The sequence below is a fragment of the Arsukibacterium sp. UBA5043 genome (assembly GCA_002415085.1).
Taxonomy (GTDB): Bacteria; Pseudomonadota; Gammaproteobacteria; order Enterobacterales; family Alteromonadaceae; genus Alishewanella.
Map to the genome: position 1 here is coordinate 51,449 of DIBV01000011.1, position 15,165 is coordinate 66,613.

The 15,165-nt window shown below is 47.4% G+C and carries 14 protein-coding genes; 10 read left to right on the forward strand and 4 right to left on the reverse strand.

The window, feature by feature from the left end; translation table 11 throughout:
• Positions 1–442 precede the first annotated feature (442 nt).
• The 9 genes from B2Q61_RS10660 (at position 443) to B2Q61_RS10700 (ending at position 8,830) form a co-directional block, all read left to right on the forward strand.
• Positions 443–883 carry a pilin gene (locus B2Q61_RS10660; protein WP_290615412.1) on the forward strand — a complete coding sequence of 147 codons (441 nt, stop codon included), beginning with the start codon at positions 443–445 and terminating at the stop codon, positions 881–883.
• A 223-nt stretch (positions 884–1,106) separates the two neighbouring features.
• Positions 1,107–2,801, forward strand: coding sequence for a type IV-A pilus assembly ATPase PilB (gene pilB / locus B2Q61_RS10665; protein WP_290615411.1), 1,695 nt, complete (start codon positions 1,107–1,109; stop codon positions 2,799–2,801).
• 71 nt (positions 2,802–2,872) lie between these two features.
• The gene (locus B2Q61_RS10670; RefSeq protein WP_290615410.1) at positions 2,873–4,102 is read left to right on the forward strand and encodes a type II secretion system F family protein; all 1,230 of its coding nucleotides are present in this window, start codon (positions 2,873–2,875) and stop codon (positions 4,100–4,102) included.
• Entirely contained in the window at positions 4,102–5,022 is a 921-nt protein-coding gene (locus tag B2Q61_RS10675; RefSeq protein ID WP_290615409.1) for a prepilin peptidase, read from the forward strand. The genes B2Q61_RS10670 and B2Q61_RS10675 overlap by 1 nt, the downstream gene beginning before the upstream one ends.
• Positions 5,023–5,026: 4 nt before the next feature.
• Complete coding sequence (gene coaE, locus B2Q61_RS10680; protein ID WP_290615408.1) at positions 5,027–5,704, forward strand: dephospho-CoA kinase; 678 nt, start codon at positions 5,027–5,029, stop codon at positions 5,702–5,704.
• Between the two features lie 30 nt (positions 5,705–5,734).
• Entirely contained in the window at positions 5,735–6,490 is a 756-nt protein-coding gene (zapD, locus tag B2Q61_RS10685) for a cell division protein ZapD (protein WP_290615407.1), read from the forward strand.
• A 270-nt stretch (positions 6,491–6,760) separates the two neighbouring features.
• Positions 6,761–6,994: a DNA gyrase inhibitor YacG gene (gene yacG, locus B2Q61_RS10690; protein ID WP_349678775.1), complete on the forward strand. Its 234-nt coding sequence runs from the start codon at positions 6,761–6,763 to the stop codon at positions 6,992–6,994.
• 235 nt (positions 6,995–7,229) lie between these two features.
• Complete coding sequence (locus B2Q61_RS10695; protein WP_290615406.1) at positions 7,230–8,234, forward strand: PEP-CTERM sorting domain-containing protein; 1,005 nt, start codon at positions 7,230–7,232, stop codon at positions 8,232–8,234.
• Positions 8,235–8,335: 101 nt separating this feature from the next.
• Positions 8,336–8,830, forward strand: coding sequence for an invasion associated locus B family protein (locus B2Q61_RS10700; protein WP_290615405.1), 495 nt, complete (start codon positions 8,336–8,338; stop codon positions 8,828–8,830).
• A 32-nt stretch (positions 8,831–8,862) separates the two neighbouring features.
• On the opposite strand, the gene mutT is transcribed toward B2Q61_RS10700, so the two are convergent.
• On the reverse strand, positions 8,863–9,312 hold the full coding sequence (gene mutT / locus B2Q61_RS10705; RefSeq protein WP_290615404.1) for an 8-oxo-dGTP diphosphatase MutT: 450 nt from the start codon (positions 9,310–9,312) through the stop codon (positions 8,863–8,865).
• Positions 9,313–9,325: 13 nt separating this feature from the next.
• Positions 9,326–12,070, reverse strand: coding sequence for a preprotein translocase subunit SecA (secA, locus tag B2Q61_RS10710; RefSeq protein ID WP_290615403.1), 2,745 nt, complete (start codon positions 12,068–12,070; stop codon positions 9,326–9,328).
• A 212-nt stretch (positions 12,071–12,282) separates the two neighbouring features.
• Here secA and B2Q61_RS10715 point away from each other — a divergent pair, with 212 nt between their 5' ends.
• Complete coding sequence (locus tag B2Q61_RS10715) at positions 12,283–12,744, forward strand: DciA family protein (RefSeq protein ID WP_290615402.1); 462 nt, start codon at positions 12,283–12,285, stop codon at positions 12,742–12,744.
• A gap of 128 nt (positions 12,745–12,872) precedes the next feature.
• On the opposite strand, the gene lpxC is transcribed toward B2Q61_RS10715, so the two are convergent.
• Together lpxC and ftsZ are read right to left on the reverse strand one after the other, a co-directional pair.
• Positions 12,873–13,784 carry a UDP-3-O-acyl-N-acetylglucosamine deacetylase gene (lpxC, locus tag B2Q61_RS10720; RefSeq protein ID WP_290615401.1) on the reverse strand — a complete coding sequence of 304 codons (912 nt, stop codon included), beginning with the start codon at positions 13,782–13,784 and terminating at the stop codon, positions 12,873–12,875.
• Between the two features lie 211 nt (positions 13,785–13,995).
• Positions 13,996–15,156 carry a cell division protein FtsZ gene (gene ftsZ, locus B2Q61_RS10725; RefSeq protein WP_290615400.1) on the reverse strand — a complete coding sequence of 387 codons (1,161 nt, stop codon included), beginning with the start codon at positions 15,154–15,156 and terminating at the stop codon, positions 13,996–13,998.
• Between the last annotated feature and the right edge of the window lie 9 nt (positions 15,157–15,165).

A 15,165-nucleotide genomic window follows, 5' to 3' on the forward strand; every position in this document is an offset into this window, starting at 1 on the left:
ACTACCCCATCTTTGTTAAAAGAGGAAACTCATCCGTCCCCCTTTAGCAAAGGGGAACCACAGGGGCATTGGCGTTGATATCAGGCCAGTTAATTGCGCCCTGTCCCTAATTTATTCACTTTACCGACTATACGTATGACGAGCGAGCAAATTTACTGTGCTCTTTTGGGATTCGCAGCGGTCAAATCACAGGATCCTGCGATCAAAATCAGCCTGATTTCGCAAAACACTGATAAAAAACTTAAAAAATAAATTTTATAACTAATACCTTTGTACTATATGAATTTCTGGTATTAGCGATCTAAAAGAACTATTTATCCAATAAAAATAATAATTTAGCTATTTTTCGTTTATTTATTAACAATTAGCTTGCGCTGGCCTGAAAAATCACCAAAATAGACGTCAGCCCCCAAGGCTAATTGAATCCTCAGGAGATGTAAAAATGAAACGTACACAACAAGGTTTTACCTTAATTGAATTAATGATCGTTGTAGCGATTATCGGTATCTTGGCTGCTATTGCTATCCCACAATATAGCAATTATACCTCACGCGCTTATGCTTCAGGTGCTGCAGCTGAAATGGCATCTACCCGTTCAGCGATAGCAATGTGCCACCAAGAAACAGGTACATTTGCTGGTTGTAATGCTGGTGTTCGTGGGATCCCGACAATTGGTGTTACTAAGAATATCACTGCTGTTACATCTGTAACTGACGGTGTTATTACACTTACTACCGGTGCTACCGATACTTCAGGCACAGGCTTAACTATAGTAAATACTCCTACAGTAGCTGTTGGTGGTGCCAACATGGTTTGGACTAACACTGGTACAAGCTGCGATGCTACTCGTGGTTTCCGTTCTGGTGCAGGCGATTGCCCATAATAATGGTAACCCAAGAATAGTTTGGAAAGGCCAGCTCATAAGCTGGCCTTTTTATATTATTAAGCATTGCATAGTTTGTATTTGATAAGTAATTTATTGAAATAAATACTAATTTTTACAACATATTCAACACCGAGCTACTAAAACTTGAATAACCGCTAAATGTTGGCATAATCAAAGCATTCACAAATTATTTAATGCATCATCAGGATACCCACGCTGTATGGCGGTTAATGCGAACTCCACTTTATTAAAACGCTTATTGCAGCAAGGCATTATCGATAGCGATAAGGCCACTAAAGCCATTAGCGAAAAAAGCGGCAATTACCGTACATTGCCGGAACTGTTAATTAATGAAAAATTGATAGGCTCAGCCCGGCTGGCAGAAATGGCCACCCAGGTTAGCCATGCCCTGAGTATTGACCTTGATTACTACGACCTGGTGTCGGTGCCGGAAGATTTACGTAACGAAAAATTAATTCGTAAAAACGATATGCTGCCACTGGCCAAGCGCGGCCGTAATATGTACCTGGCAGTGATTGACCCCACCAATATTGCCGCGATTGAAGACTTTGAATTTAACACTGGCCTCAATGCCGAAGTGGTCGTGGTTGAATTCGATAAATTGCAAAAACTAATTGAAAAGCTGTTTGATAGCAGCTTTAACCTGGCTGGCGATGCCGGCGACTGGGATTTAGGCTCGCTCGGCATTACCGAAGAAGTTGAAGAAGAAGGCGGGGTAAGTACCGATAAAGAAGACCAGCCGATTATCGCTTTTATTAATAAAATGCTGCTGGATGCGATTCGTAAAGGCGCCTCGGACTTGCACTTTGAACCCTATGAAAAATTGTACCGGATCCGCTTTCGGATAGATGGCATTTTAAATGAAGTGGCCAACCCGCCAGTCGCGCTGGCCAGCCGGTTATCGGCGCGGTTAAAGGTTATGTCACGTTTAGATATTGCGGAGAAACGGGTACCACAAGATGGCCGGATTAAATTAAAACTCTCTGCCAAAAAATCGATCGACTTCCGGGTAAGTAGCCTGCCCACCTTGTGGGGCGAGAAAATTGTAATGCGGATACTTGATTCCGACAGCGCCATGCTCGGAATTGATGTTTTAGGCTATGAAGATGTGCAAAAGCAGCGCTATTTAGCCGCTTTAGCACAGCCGCAAGGCATGATTTTAGTTACCGGCCCCACTGGTAGCGGTAAAACAGTATCACTGTATACCGGCCTGGCAATACTAAATACCAGCGAAACCAATATCTCTACCGCCGAAGATCCGGTCGAGATTAACCTCACCGGCATTAACCAGGTGCAGGTTAACCCGCGCGCCGGCTTAACCTTTGCTACTGCCCTTAAATCATTTTTGCGGCAAGACCCTGATGTGGTCATGGTCGGTGAGATCCGGGATTTGGAAACTGCCGAAATAGCCATTAAAGCGGCCCAGACCGGTCACTTAGTACTCTCTACCCTGCATACCAACTCGGCCCCGGAGACTTTAACCCGACTGCTGAATATGGGCGTACCGGCTTATAACGTTGCCAGTTCAGTCAGTTTAATTATTGCCCAGCGCCTGGCGCGGCGGCTCTGCCCGAAATGTAAAGCACCGGAGCAGTTACCCGAGCCGGAGTTACTGCGTCAGGGCTTTACCCAAGAGCAACTGGGTAGTATTACCATATTTAAACCGGTGGGCTGTGAAAACTGTACCAACGGCTATAAAGGCCGGGTCGGTATTTATGAGGTGATGCCGATAAGCGGTAAAATGGCCGATATTATTATGGCCGATGGTAACTCGTTGGATATTGCCAACCAGGCACAAATAGAAGGTATTCACAGCTTACGCCAGTCGGGCTTAATAAAAGCCGCCGCCGGAGTCACCAGCCTGGCCGAAGTTAACCGGGTAACTAAAGGCTAACATGCTTAAAGAGAGACAAATGATAAATACTAATAAATCCAGCGCCGTGGCGCAGTAACAGGATAAAAATAATGGCTCAGGCACAAAAATTTAAAATTAAAGAGCTGGAAATTTACCAATATAAAGGGGTTAACCGCCGCGGTAAAAAAGCCGATGGCGAGTTAAAGGGCGCGAGCATTGCCGAAGTGAAAGCCTTATTGCGGCAGCAAGGTATTACCCCGTCAAAGGTAAAACGTAAACCGAAATCATTATTTAGTGGCGAGCGTAAAATTACCGCCGCCGATATTGCAGTGGTAACTCGGCAAATCGCCACTATGCTCGGCGCCGGCGTGCCATTGGTGCAAAGTATCGACTTAATTGCCAATGGTTCAGACAATAAAAGCCTCGGTACCTTAATGCAGAAAATTTCTGTAAAAATTCAATCGGGTTTGCCACTATCAGAAGTGTTGCGCGAGCACCCAAAATACTTTGATGAGCTATATTGCGATTTAGTCAAATCGGGTGAGCAATCCGGTGCCTTGGATCGGATATTTGACCGCATCGCGATTTATAAAGAAAAAGCCGAAGCGCTAAAATCAAAAATTAAAAAAGCTATGTTTTACCCTGCTGCTGTACTAGTAGTGGCGGGTATAGTGACTTCTATTTTATTAATTTTTGTAGTGCCGCAATTTGCTGAGATTTTTGCCGGCTTTGGTGCTCAGTTACCGGCCTTTACCCTGTTTGTACTGGGTATTTCTGAGATGATGCAAGAATATTGGTGGGTAGTTTTATTCGGTGTTATTGCCTTTGGCTATGTTGTTAATAAAGCTTACGGTCATAATTTGAAGTTTCGGACTTTAGCAGATGGCTGGATTTTAAAAGCGCCGGTTGTGGGTAATATTTTGAATAAAGCAGCAGTAGCGCGTTTTGCCCGCACGCTTTCCACAACCTTTGCAGCAGGCGTGCCATTAATTGAGGCGTTGGAATCGGCTGCCGGCGCCTCGGGTAATGAAATATACCGCAATGCCATTATGCATGTCAGGGAAGAAGTTTCATCCGGTACCCAGATGTATTTAGCGATGAAGCAAACTGACCAGTTTCCGGAAATGGTGATTCAGATGGTGTCGATTGGGGAAGAATCCGGCGCCCTGGATGGTATGCTGGAAAAAGTAGCCAATATTTACGAGCAAGAAGTGGATGATGCGGTCGATGGTTTAACCGCGCTACTGGAACCAATGATTATGGCGGTACTGGGTGTGGTAATTGGCGGCTTAATTATTGCCATGTATCTGCCAATTTTCGCTATGGGTTCTGTAGTTTAATGACAGAATTTGCCAGTTATTTAAGCCAGCATAGCTGGCTTTTTATTACCCTTGTGGCTGCAATTAGTTTACTGATTGGCAGCTTTTTAAACGTGCTGGTGTACCGGCTGCCAAAAATGATGGAACGGGAGTGGCAGCAGGAATATCAGGCCTATTTTCAGCCAGATGCTGTTGCTTCTACTAATAAAGCAGGCGCTGCTAATGCACCCGCTGCTAATGATAAACCTGAGCGCTTTAACCTGGCAGTGCCGCGATCGCGCTGCCCGAAGTGCAATACCCCTATTGCAGCGCGCGATAATATTCCGGTATTAAGCTGGCTTTTGTTAAAAGGCCGCTGTCGTCACTGTAAAGCGCCGATAAGTAGCCGTTACCCGGCGGTGGAAGCGTCAACGGCAATAATGTCGGCATTAGTCGCCTGGCAATATGGCTTTGGTACACTGGCACTGGTACTGATTTTTGTGACCTGGGGCTTAATAGCGCTGAGCTTTATTGATATCGATACTATGCTGTTACCCGACAGCCTTACCCTGCCCTTGCTATGGCTGGCCTTAGTATTTAGCCTGAGCGGTTCAGCGTTAGTTAATCCGGCCCAGGCCATTATTGGCGCCGCTGCCGGTTACCTGAGTTTATGGCTGGTGTATTGGGGCTTTAAACTATTAACCGGTAAGGAAGGCATGGGCTATGGTGATTTTAAATTACTGGCGATATTTGGCGCTCTGCTGGGCTGGCAACAGCTGCCACTGATTATTTTATTATCGTCGCTGGTAGGCGCTGTTATTGGCGCGACTATGCTGGCGATCCAGGGTCGTGATAAAGCCACGCCTATTCCGTTCGGCCCTTATATTGCCGCAGCCGGTTTTATTGCCCTGTTATGGGGTGAACAGCTTACCAACGCTTACCTAAGTTATCTTGGTGGCTAATGCCATGGTTTTTGACAAAGGCCGTTTTATTGTTGGTTTAACCGGTGGTATTGGCAGTGGTAAATCGACCGTAGCCAGGCTGTTTAATCAGCTGGGTATACCGGCGGTAGATGCCGATATTGTAGCCCGCGAAGTGGTTGCCCCTGGCAGCCCGCTACTGACAAAAATAACTGAGCATTTTGGGCCGCAGCTTTTAACCGCGGATAACGGCTTGAACCGGGCTTTATTAAGGCAGTTAATTTTTAATGACCCGGCTGCCAAAAAGTGGCTGGACAACTTAATGCATCCGGCGATCCGGGCGGCAATGCTGACACAACTGCAGCAGTTGCCAGCAGCACCTTATGTGCTACTGATAGCACCGCTGTTGCTGGAGAATAACCTGCAGACTCTGGTTGACCGGGTGTTGGTAGTAGATATTACTGAACAAAATCAGTTGGCGCGTACTCTAAACCGGGATGCTGTGGTTTCCGGTAGCGATGCAAAGCAGGTGCAGGCGATTATTGCCAGCCAGATTAGCCGGCCGGAACGCTTAGCATTAGCTGATGATATTATTGATAATAATATTGATCACAATGTTGATCACGCGGTTGAACGCGATACTAAACATAACGACGCCGCTTCGCTGCAGCAACAGGTACAGCAATTACACCACCGCTATAAAACGCTGGCGGCAAACGTTTAAAACAGGCCAAATATTATTATGACGGACAGTATGACGGATACCACCGACATTATTTACGAACACCCGCTAAATGAGAAGATTCGTACTTATTTGCGCCTGGAGTTCTTGTTTCAGCAGGTGCAAAACCAGCTGGCTCTGGCCGATGAGAACCAGCAACAAAGCTTTTTTACCAACCTGTTTGCGCTAATTGAAGTGATGGATCGCAATGATGTGCGGCCAGATTTAATTAAAGATATTGAGCGTTGCGAAAGCCAACTGGTGATCTGGTCACAACATCCATCAGTGTCTGACTCAAAATTACAAACTATGCTGCAAGCTGCCGTGCGGATGCAATCTGAACTATTACGCAGTGGTAAGTTGCTTGGTGCCTTAAAAGACGATAACTTTTTAGCGCCACTGCGCCAGCGCTTTAGTATTCCTGGCGGCTGCTGCTACTTTGATATGCCGCAGCTGCAATACTGGTTTAGTTTGCCATTGAGCGAACGTCAGGCCCAGGCCGAAGACTGGCTGCAGCAGATTGCGCTGGCCGAACAGGCTATTCGTTATGTTTTAAGCTTTATTCGTGAGCGCAGTCATTACCAGAACATCGTTGCCGATAATGGTTTTTACCAGCAAAATGCCGAGCAATTTGAATTACTGCGGATTAAATACCCGGCCGGTGAAGGCACCTACCCCACGGTAAGCGGCAATAAGTACCGCTATGCTATTCGTTTTATGCAGCTGGATGCCGACAGTGCCCGCAGTGCTGCTGCTAAATCACAGCAATTTCAACTGGCTTGTTGTTAGCCCGAAAGTTTAGCTCTGCAGGTCGAGCCTGATTTCCAACAAAACACGCCATAAATACGTCCCTGTAGGTTCCTTTTATAAACTTCATTCGTGAAGTTTTGCGGGCCAGCGAAGCTGTTCAAATGCGCTCCAGGCACATTGTTCGGCCCGTCCAGGGCTTCAACGGTTTGTTTAGTACAATCAGACTCACGCTTATTGGCAGCCCTTTTAGCATCTTACTTATCTGCTATACTAACCGCCGTTTTTAAGGTTTAATCCAGAGTTATTATTATGCCAACCACTGTAAAATGCCCTACTTGCAGCACTGCTGTAGTATGGGATGCAAGCTCCGCTTTCCGGCCGTTCTGTTCAGAGCGCTGCAAATTAATTGATTTAGGTGACTGGGCTGCCGAAAACCATCGTATTCCTGACAAAGCGCCGATAGATGCGGATTTATCCGAGCAGTATCTGGAAGAGCTGGAGCAGGAGTTTATTTCTCAAGATAATCAGTTTTTCAAGAATTAGTCCAATGCGTTCTGATTTTATTTAACTTTATCTCGTCACAATTCTTTACATTTTGGTAATGGGTACAGGTTTATAGCCCGATATATCAACATGTTAGAGAGTGGCATATTTTGTGCTGAATAGCGTTTATTGTACAAAAGTAGCGCTGTACGAAAGTGTCTTTGTACATGAGTGCCTTTGTACATTAAACGTCGCTGTACAGAAATTGTGTTGAATAACTTTCAGGATGAAACCTATGAAATTTTTAAAGATAGCCTCAGCTATTGCATTGCTGGGTATGGCAGGAGTAAGCCAGGCCTCAATGATTATTACCGACGGCAATGTTGCTTTGGGTGTTGGTGATCTGGGCCAGCTTAATGTCGCAGGTGGTAATGCAGATGTGACCGGTATCACCGGTGTTGGTTTGCGTTATATCAGTGAAGGCGTTGAGTATGAATCGACTTTCCATGGTTGTGAATGTGAAGGATGGGGCGTAGCAGCTGGTGATACTTCAGGCTATGCCAACAACGCCGCTGGCACAGCAGGCCTTAGCCTGGTCAGTTTTGACAGTACTGCCACTACTGCAACGTCGGTAACCACCATGGGTGGCCTGCTGCAGATAACGCATGACTTTGCCCTGGCAACAGAAACCGACAACCTGTTTCGGGTGGCCGTAACCATCGAAAACATAAGCGGCGCCGATATTGCCAATTTGTTGTATCGTCGAACCTTCGACTGGGATACTTCGCCAACGCCTTTTGATGAGTTTGTAACCATCGGCGGTACCGCTGGTGCAAGTGCGGTATTAGGTGCCAACGACAATGGTTTCTGCAGCTCTAATCCGTTGGAAACCTGTTCACCTAACTTTGGTAACAGCGGAGATTTTACGGCAGCTGGCCCGAACGATATTGGTGCTAACTTTGACTTTGATTTTGGTGCCTTGCTGACTGGCGAAAGCTACACCTTTGAAATTTATTATGGTGGCGCAGATAACCGTAATGCAGCGTTAAGCGCGTTAGCCAGCGTCGGTGCAGAAGTCTATTCATTAGGCTGGTCTGGTTCAGATGTTAATCAGGATGGCTTTGCAGATGATGATGGTGCCATTACACCTACTTATATTTTTGGCTTTTCTGGTGTAGGTGGTACCGTAATTATTGACCCTGATGACCCGGTAGCTGTACCGGCACCCGCCAGTATGCTGTTATTTGCTGGTGGTTTAGTAGCCTTGTTTGCCCGTCGCAAACGCTATGCTAAGCTATAAGCTACTAACGCAGTAAGCCTGTATAAAGCCTTGCCTTAGCGCAGGGCTTTTTTTATAAGTGCCAGGCACAGCCCGAATAGCCTTTTTAATGGAATAAAATTATGGCAAATTTTAAATTAATCACCCCACTTTTCTCCGTAACAGCCATGCTGCTGACAACTCTGGTTTCGGCCGACAACACTAAAAACGACGTCACAGTATTTGGTGACTGGCGAACGGTATGCAATACCCGGTGCGTAATTGCCCAGGGCCTGCAAAACCCAGAACAGCCTAACATTATTTACTCCAGCCAGATTTCGTATGTTAGTGATAGCAGCGATCCGGTATTGCAGCTTAATTTGCCACTGGGGATCTATCTGCCACCGGGTGTGGCCATTGATATTGGCGATAATAAGCATCGGGCGCCGGTAACTGTATGCCTGCCAGATGGCTGTAAAGTACTGCTGCAGTTAACACCGGCACTAGTACAACAATTACACGACAACGCCGCGTACACGGTTAAACTGTTTGTTAGCGAGCAATCGCCACGTGAGCTGAAGTTTTCACTGCGGGGCTTTAGCGATGCGTTGACCAGTTTAGCGGCAAATAACAGCTGAGGAATGAGCGCTAATGTGAAAGCCGGCAGCCGTTATAAAAACCGCTGCTGAAGATGCGTAACTATCGGCTGATTCGCATCAGGAAAGGTGATACTGGCTAAGTCGGCGATATTAACCCATTGCAGTGGTTGGCCTTCCAGCCCCTCTGGCTTACCGCTAAAGTCGGTTACTAGCCAAATATCCAGAGTAACCTGCCGCTCGGGATAAGTATGCTTTAATACCATAAAGGGTTCGGCCTGGGTGACCGTGATGGCCAGCTCTTCTTTTAGCTCCCTGGATAATGCAGCTGCAACGGTTTCACCCACTTCAACCTTTCCGCCGGGAAACTCCCATTTGTCACCCTGATGTTGCTTGGCATTGCGCAGCGCCAGCAATACCTGCTGCTGGTGCTGATGTTGCCGCTGCTCTTGTTGCTTAAGAATAACCCCTACCGCTACGTGCAGCTGCGGTAGAGGCTGTTGCTGGCTTTGGCTACCTGTCATTGCCCTTGCCGCTTTAGCTAAGTTTGCCATGACACTGTTTGTATTTTTTGCCAGAGCCACACGGACATGGGTCGTTGCGGCCCACTTTATCACCTTCGCGTACTACCGGCGTTGGCATTACACCCGCTGGTGCTGCGCCTGCTGGCGCGGCATTCGCCGAAGCGTCACCACCCATCTGACTGGCTTCAGCATGCTGATAATTATGCGGTACGGCATCGGCCTTACGACGCTGCTCTTCCACTGCCTCAACATCTTCTGCCGCTTTTACCTGTACCCGGCTTAAAATACCAATAACATCGGTTTTCAGCTCGTCCAGCATGTTTGAGAACAGTTCAAACGCTTCACGCTTGTATTCCTGTTTCGGATTTTTCTGGGCGTAGCCCCGCAGGTTTATACCCTGACGCAGATGATCCATTGCCGCTAAATGTTCTTTCCAGTGGGTATCGAGGCTTTGCAACATAATGGCCTTTTCAAACTGGCGCAGTACTTCCACCCCAACCATTTGCTCTTTATGCTTATAGCCTTCGCTAAATTCCAGCTGAATTTTATCGCGCAGTTTTTCTTCAAACAGCTTTTTATCATCGGCCAGCCACTGGCTTACCGGTAACTCGAGACCGAAGTCGGCCTTTAAACGCTGCTCTAGTCCCGGAATATCCCACATTTCGTCCAGTGACTGCGGCGGAATATACTCGCTTATCACCGAATCAACCACGTCTTCACGAATCGCACTGACCGTTTCGCTGATATCAGTCGCATCCAGTAGCTCGTTACGTTGTTCGTATACTACTTTACGTTGATCGTTTGCCACGTCATCAAATTCCAGTAATTGCTTACGGATATCGAAGTTGCGGGCTTCCACTTTACGCTGGGCATTTTCAATAGCCCGGCTGACCCATGGGTGTTCGATCGCTTCACCTTTTTCCATCCCGAGGCGGCGCATCATACCCGCCATCCGGTCTGAGGCGAAAATACGCATTAAAGTATCGTCCAGCGACAAGTAAAAGCGCGATGAACCCGGATCGCCCTGCCGGCCGGAGCGGCCACGAAGCTGGTTATCAATCCGTCGTGATTCATGCCGCTCTGTACCAATAATATGCAAACCACCCGCAGCAATAACTTCGTCATGCCGCTGTTGCCAGTCGGTGGTAATTTTGGCAACTGCGTCGTCGGTTTTCTCGCTTAGCGCGGCTAATTCAGACTGTAAGCTACCACCCAGTACAATATCGGTACCCCGACCGGCCATGTTGGTAGCAATCGTTACCGTACCAGGACGGCCGGCATCAGCAATAATCTGTGCTTCATTGGCGTGAAACTTTGCGTTTAATACCTGATGCTTAATTTTAGCTTTGTTTAGTAAGCCAGACAGATACTCAGAGCTCTCGATAGAGGCAGTACCGACCAGCACTGGCCGTTTGGCGTCGCGAGCTTTAATAATGTCTTCAATGATGGCGTTATATTTATCTTCTGCTGTCAGATAAACCAGATCGGCCATATCGTTACGAACCATAGGCCGGTTAGTTGGCACCACGATAGTTTCCAGACCATAAATTTGCTGGAATTCAAATGCTTCAGTATCGGCTGTACCAGTCATCCCGGCCAGTTTGTTGTATAACCGGAAGTAATTCTGGAAGGTAATTGAAGCCAGGGTCTGGTTCTCGTTCTGGATCCGTACCCCTTCTTTGGCTTCTACCGCCTGGTGCAAACCTTCAGACCAGCGTCGGCCTTCCATGGTACGGCCGGTATGTTCGTCAACAATAACGATTTCACCTTCTTTTACCACGTAGTCAACGTCGCGCTTAAACAACTGGTGCGCACGTAGCGCCGCATATACATGGTGTAACAGGGTGATATTGGCAGCAGAGAATAAGGTATCGTCCTGTTCGATCATGCCAGCTTCACGTAGCATGTCTTCTACTTTAATCTGGCCTTGTTCGGTTAAGTAAACCTGACGGGCTTTTTCATCAACGGTAAAGTGGCCGTCGCCATGGTTGCCTTCTTCGTCTTCCTTTTCCTGCTTTTCCAGCTGCGGTACCAGAGTATTAATTTTCTTATACAGCTCTGAACTGTCTTCAGCCGGGCCGGAAATAATCAGCGGGGTACGGGCTTCATCAATTAATATCGAGTCAACTTCATCGATAATGGCAAAAGCTAAATCCCGCTGTACCCGATCTTGTGGCGAAAACGCCATATTGTCGCGCAGGTAATCGAAACCAAATTCGTTGTTGGTACCGTAAGTAATGTCGGCCTGATACGCCTGCTGCTTGGCCTGATGGGCCAAACCTGGCACGTTTACACCAACAGTTAAGCCTAAAAAGCTGAACAGTGGTTCATTGGTTTCAGCATCTCGCCTGGCCAGGTAGTCGTTAACGGTAATGACATGCACGCTCTTGCCGCTTAGTGCATTTAAGTATGCCGGCAGGGTAGCGGTAAGAGTTTTACCTTCACCGGTTCGCATTTCAGAAATACGGCCCTGGTGCAGCACAATACCACCCAACAACTGTACATCGAAGTGGCGCATTTTAAATACCCGGGTACTGGCTTCACGCACTGTAGCAAAGGCTTCGGGCAGGATATCTTCTAAACTGGCGCCTTGTTCAATCCGCTGTTTAAACTCGGCGGTTTTTTGCTTTAACGCCTCATCAGATAAGGCCTGGTATTCAGCTTCCAGAGCATTAACCTGCTGCACCTGTTTCTGTTGTTTTTTCAAGAAGCGGTCGTTACGGCTGCCAACTAATTTGGCGAAAAATTTTCCAAACATTATCCAGATACCATTTAAGTTAAAACTGCTTTGCAGCCCTGGCCAGGCCAGTTATTTATTGTCGTTGTAAGTTACTGCCTGCCGGCAAATCGGCTATTGGCAGGATATGGTGCCAGCCGCGGTGAGTTTCAAGCCCGGCTAACTGTAGCAGCACCGATAAAACCTGTTACACTTATCCGGCCTGCTGTGAAGCCCTAATAAGTGCGCTGTTGATGAAACGCTATAGTCATAAACCCGAAGATTTAACTAAGCTGTTTGGCCAGAGCTCTCTGGCCACCATGCAGCAACAGTATGAACTTGTTCGCAAATTAAACGCCGAGCTATGCCATATTTTGCAACTGGAGCAACTGAGCTTTTGTCAGGTGTCGAGCATTAATGCCGGGCGGGCGGTTATTTTATGTCAATCGCCAGGCTGGGCTAACCGGTTAAAGATGCAGCGCGATGCCATTCTAGACAATTTCAGGCAAAAAATCTTGCCTGATTTAGCCGGAATTGATATTGAAGTGTCACCGCATGGCCAGATTGCCCGACCGGCAATAAAAACCCCGGCCAAAGCGCCTGCTAATACTAAACAATCTGATTTATCGGACAGCGCCCGCGCGTCACTGCAACAGGCACTGGAACACAGTGACGACAAAGTAAAACAAGCCCTGTCCCGGCTATTGGCAAAGTAACGTAACCCCCTAATTTCCCCTTTGTCAAAAGGCGTAGTAAAAATTTCATTTAAATCACTCTGACCCTTTTTCGGTTTTTTTGGGAACAAAAAAACCGACATAAAGTCGGTTTTTTCTTAAAACTGCAATTAGGCCAGTTGTGGTGCCAGGTAGGAGATAGGCATCTGGGCTTTGTCTTCAAAGCTGACAAATTCCCAGTTTTCCTGCTCGGCTAATACGGCGCATAACAGCTGGTTATTTAAGGCGTGGCCGGTTTTATACGAGACAAACTCGCCGAGTACGCTGTAACCTGCCATATATAAATCACCGATGGCATCGAGAATTTTGTGCTTGATAAATTCGTCTTCGTAGCGCAGACCATCCTGGTTTAATACCCGGAACTCATCCAGTACCACAGCATTGTCGAAACTGCCGCCTAACGCCAGGTTATTGGCCCGCAGATATTCGATATCATGCAAAAAGCCAAAAGTACGGGCACGGCTGATATCTTTGATAAAGCCAGCTGCCGAGAAGTCCATCTGCATCCGCTGAGTGGTTTCAGCAATAACCGGGTGGTCAAAATCAATTGCGAAGTCAATTTTAAAGCCGTTATGGGGCTTAATTTCGGCCCACTTATCGCCATCTTCAACCCGCACGGAGCGTTTAATCCGGATAAATTTCTTCGCGAGTTTTTGCTCGCTAATACCAGCTTCCAGCAGCAGATAAACAAACGGGTTGGCACTGCCATCCATAATCGGAATTTCAGCTGAATCAACTTCAATAATCAGGTTATCGATACCCAGGCCAGCAATAGCCGCCATTAAATGCTCGGTAGTAGACAGGCGCACACCCTGCTCATTGATCAAACACGTACACATTACCGTGTCACCTACCATTTCTGGGGTAACTTTAAAGTCTACTATCGGATCCAGGTCAACACGACGGAACATAATGCCCGTGTTATCAGGTGCAGGCCGGAGAGTGAGCGTAACCTTTTCACCCTTGTGTAACCCAACACCAATAGTACTGACTGTTTTAGCGACGGTACGTTGTCTAATCATAATATTTATTCCTGCTCAAAATTTAAGCAATCACAAAATGGCGGCGAAGCTTAGCATAATTTCGTTAACATTACCAATGTATCGGCTAATGCATACGACAGCTATGTTGGCCAATATCAGCTGAACAGCAGCTTAACTTAAACTGTTGCTAATATTATTTATGCTTCTCCAGCTGTGCGCCAGGCTTGTCACAGCCGGCCACTACAGGCAGTTAGTCTGCCTGCTTACGCAAAAACGCCGGGATATCGAAGATATCAATACCGCCTTTGCTTTCTGGCTGCGCTTTAGTCTGAACCGCTTCTTCTTTATGCGGATTTGCTGCCGGTGCTGCATGGCGCATAGTGTTACCCTGCTGTACATAAGCCTGAACCGGTTCAGCGCGGTGGCTTGGCACCAGGCTGATATCTGGCCGGCGATCAGCACCGATACCGGTAGCAACAACCGTGACCCGCAGCTCATCATGCATTTCCGGATCGATAACTGCACCCACTACCACTGTGGCGTTTTCCGACGCAAACGCTTTTACCGCGTTACCAACAATTTCAAACTCTTCAATGCTGATATCCAGGCCGGCAGTGATATTAACTAAAATACCCTTGGCACCTGACAAATCGATATCTTCCAGCAGCGGGCTGGAAATAGCCTGTTCAGCAGCTTCTTCAGCACGATCAGGGCCTGAAGCGCGGCCGGTGCCCATCATGGCAGTGCCCATTTCAGACATCACTGTACGTACGTCGGCAAAGTCGACGTTGATCAATCCTGGCCGGGTAATTAATTCTGCAATGCCCTGTACCGCGCCTAATAACACATTGTTCGCCGCTTTAAACGCATCCAGCAGGCTGGTGCCTTTGCCCAGTACTTTTAACAGCTTGTCATTAGGAATTGTGATCAGTGAATCAACATACTTGCTCAGTTCCAGAATACCTTCATCGGCATAAGCAGTGCGTTTTTTACCTTCGAACGGGAACGGCTTGGTGACTACTGCTACCGTTAAAATACCCAGTTCACGCGCGACTTCAGCCACGATTGGCGCGGCACCAGTGCCGGTGCCACCGCCCATGCCGGCTGCGATAAAGATCATATCAGCACCCTGCAGGGTTTTCTTGATGGTTTCGCGATCTTCTTCGGCTGAACGACGGCCGATTTCCGGGTTAGCGCCCGCACCTAAGCCTTTGGTTACGCCGGCACCTAATTGCAGGGTAACGTTTGCTGAAGAATTACGCAGGGCCTGGGCGTCAGTGTTTGCCGCCACAAATTCAACACCCTCGATATTGCTGGCGACCATATATTCGACAGCATTGCCGCCACCGCCGCCAACACCTATTACTTTAATTACAGCTTCTTGGCTGTGGTTTTCCATTAACTCAAACATAGCTCTCTC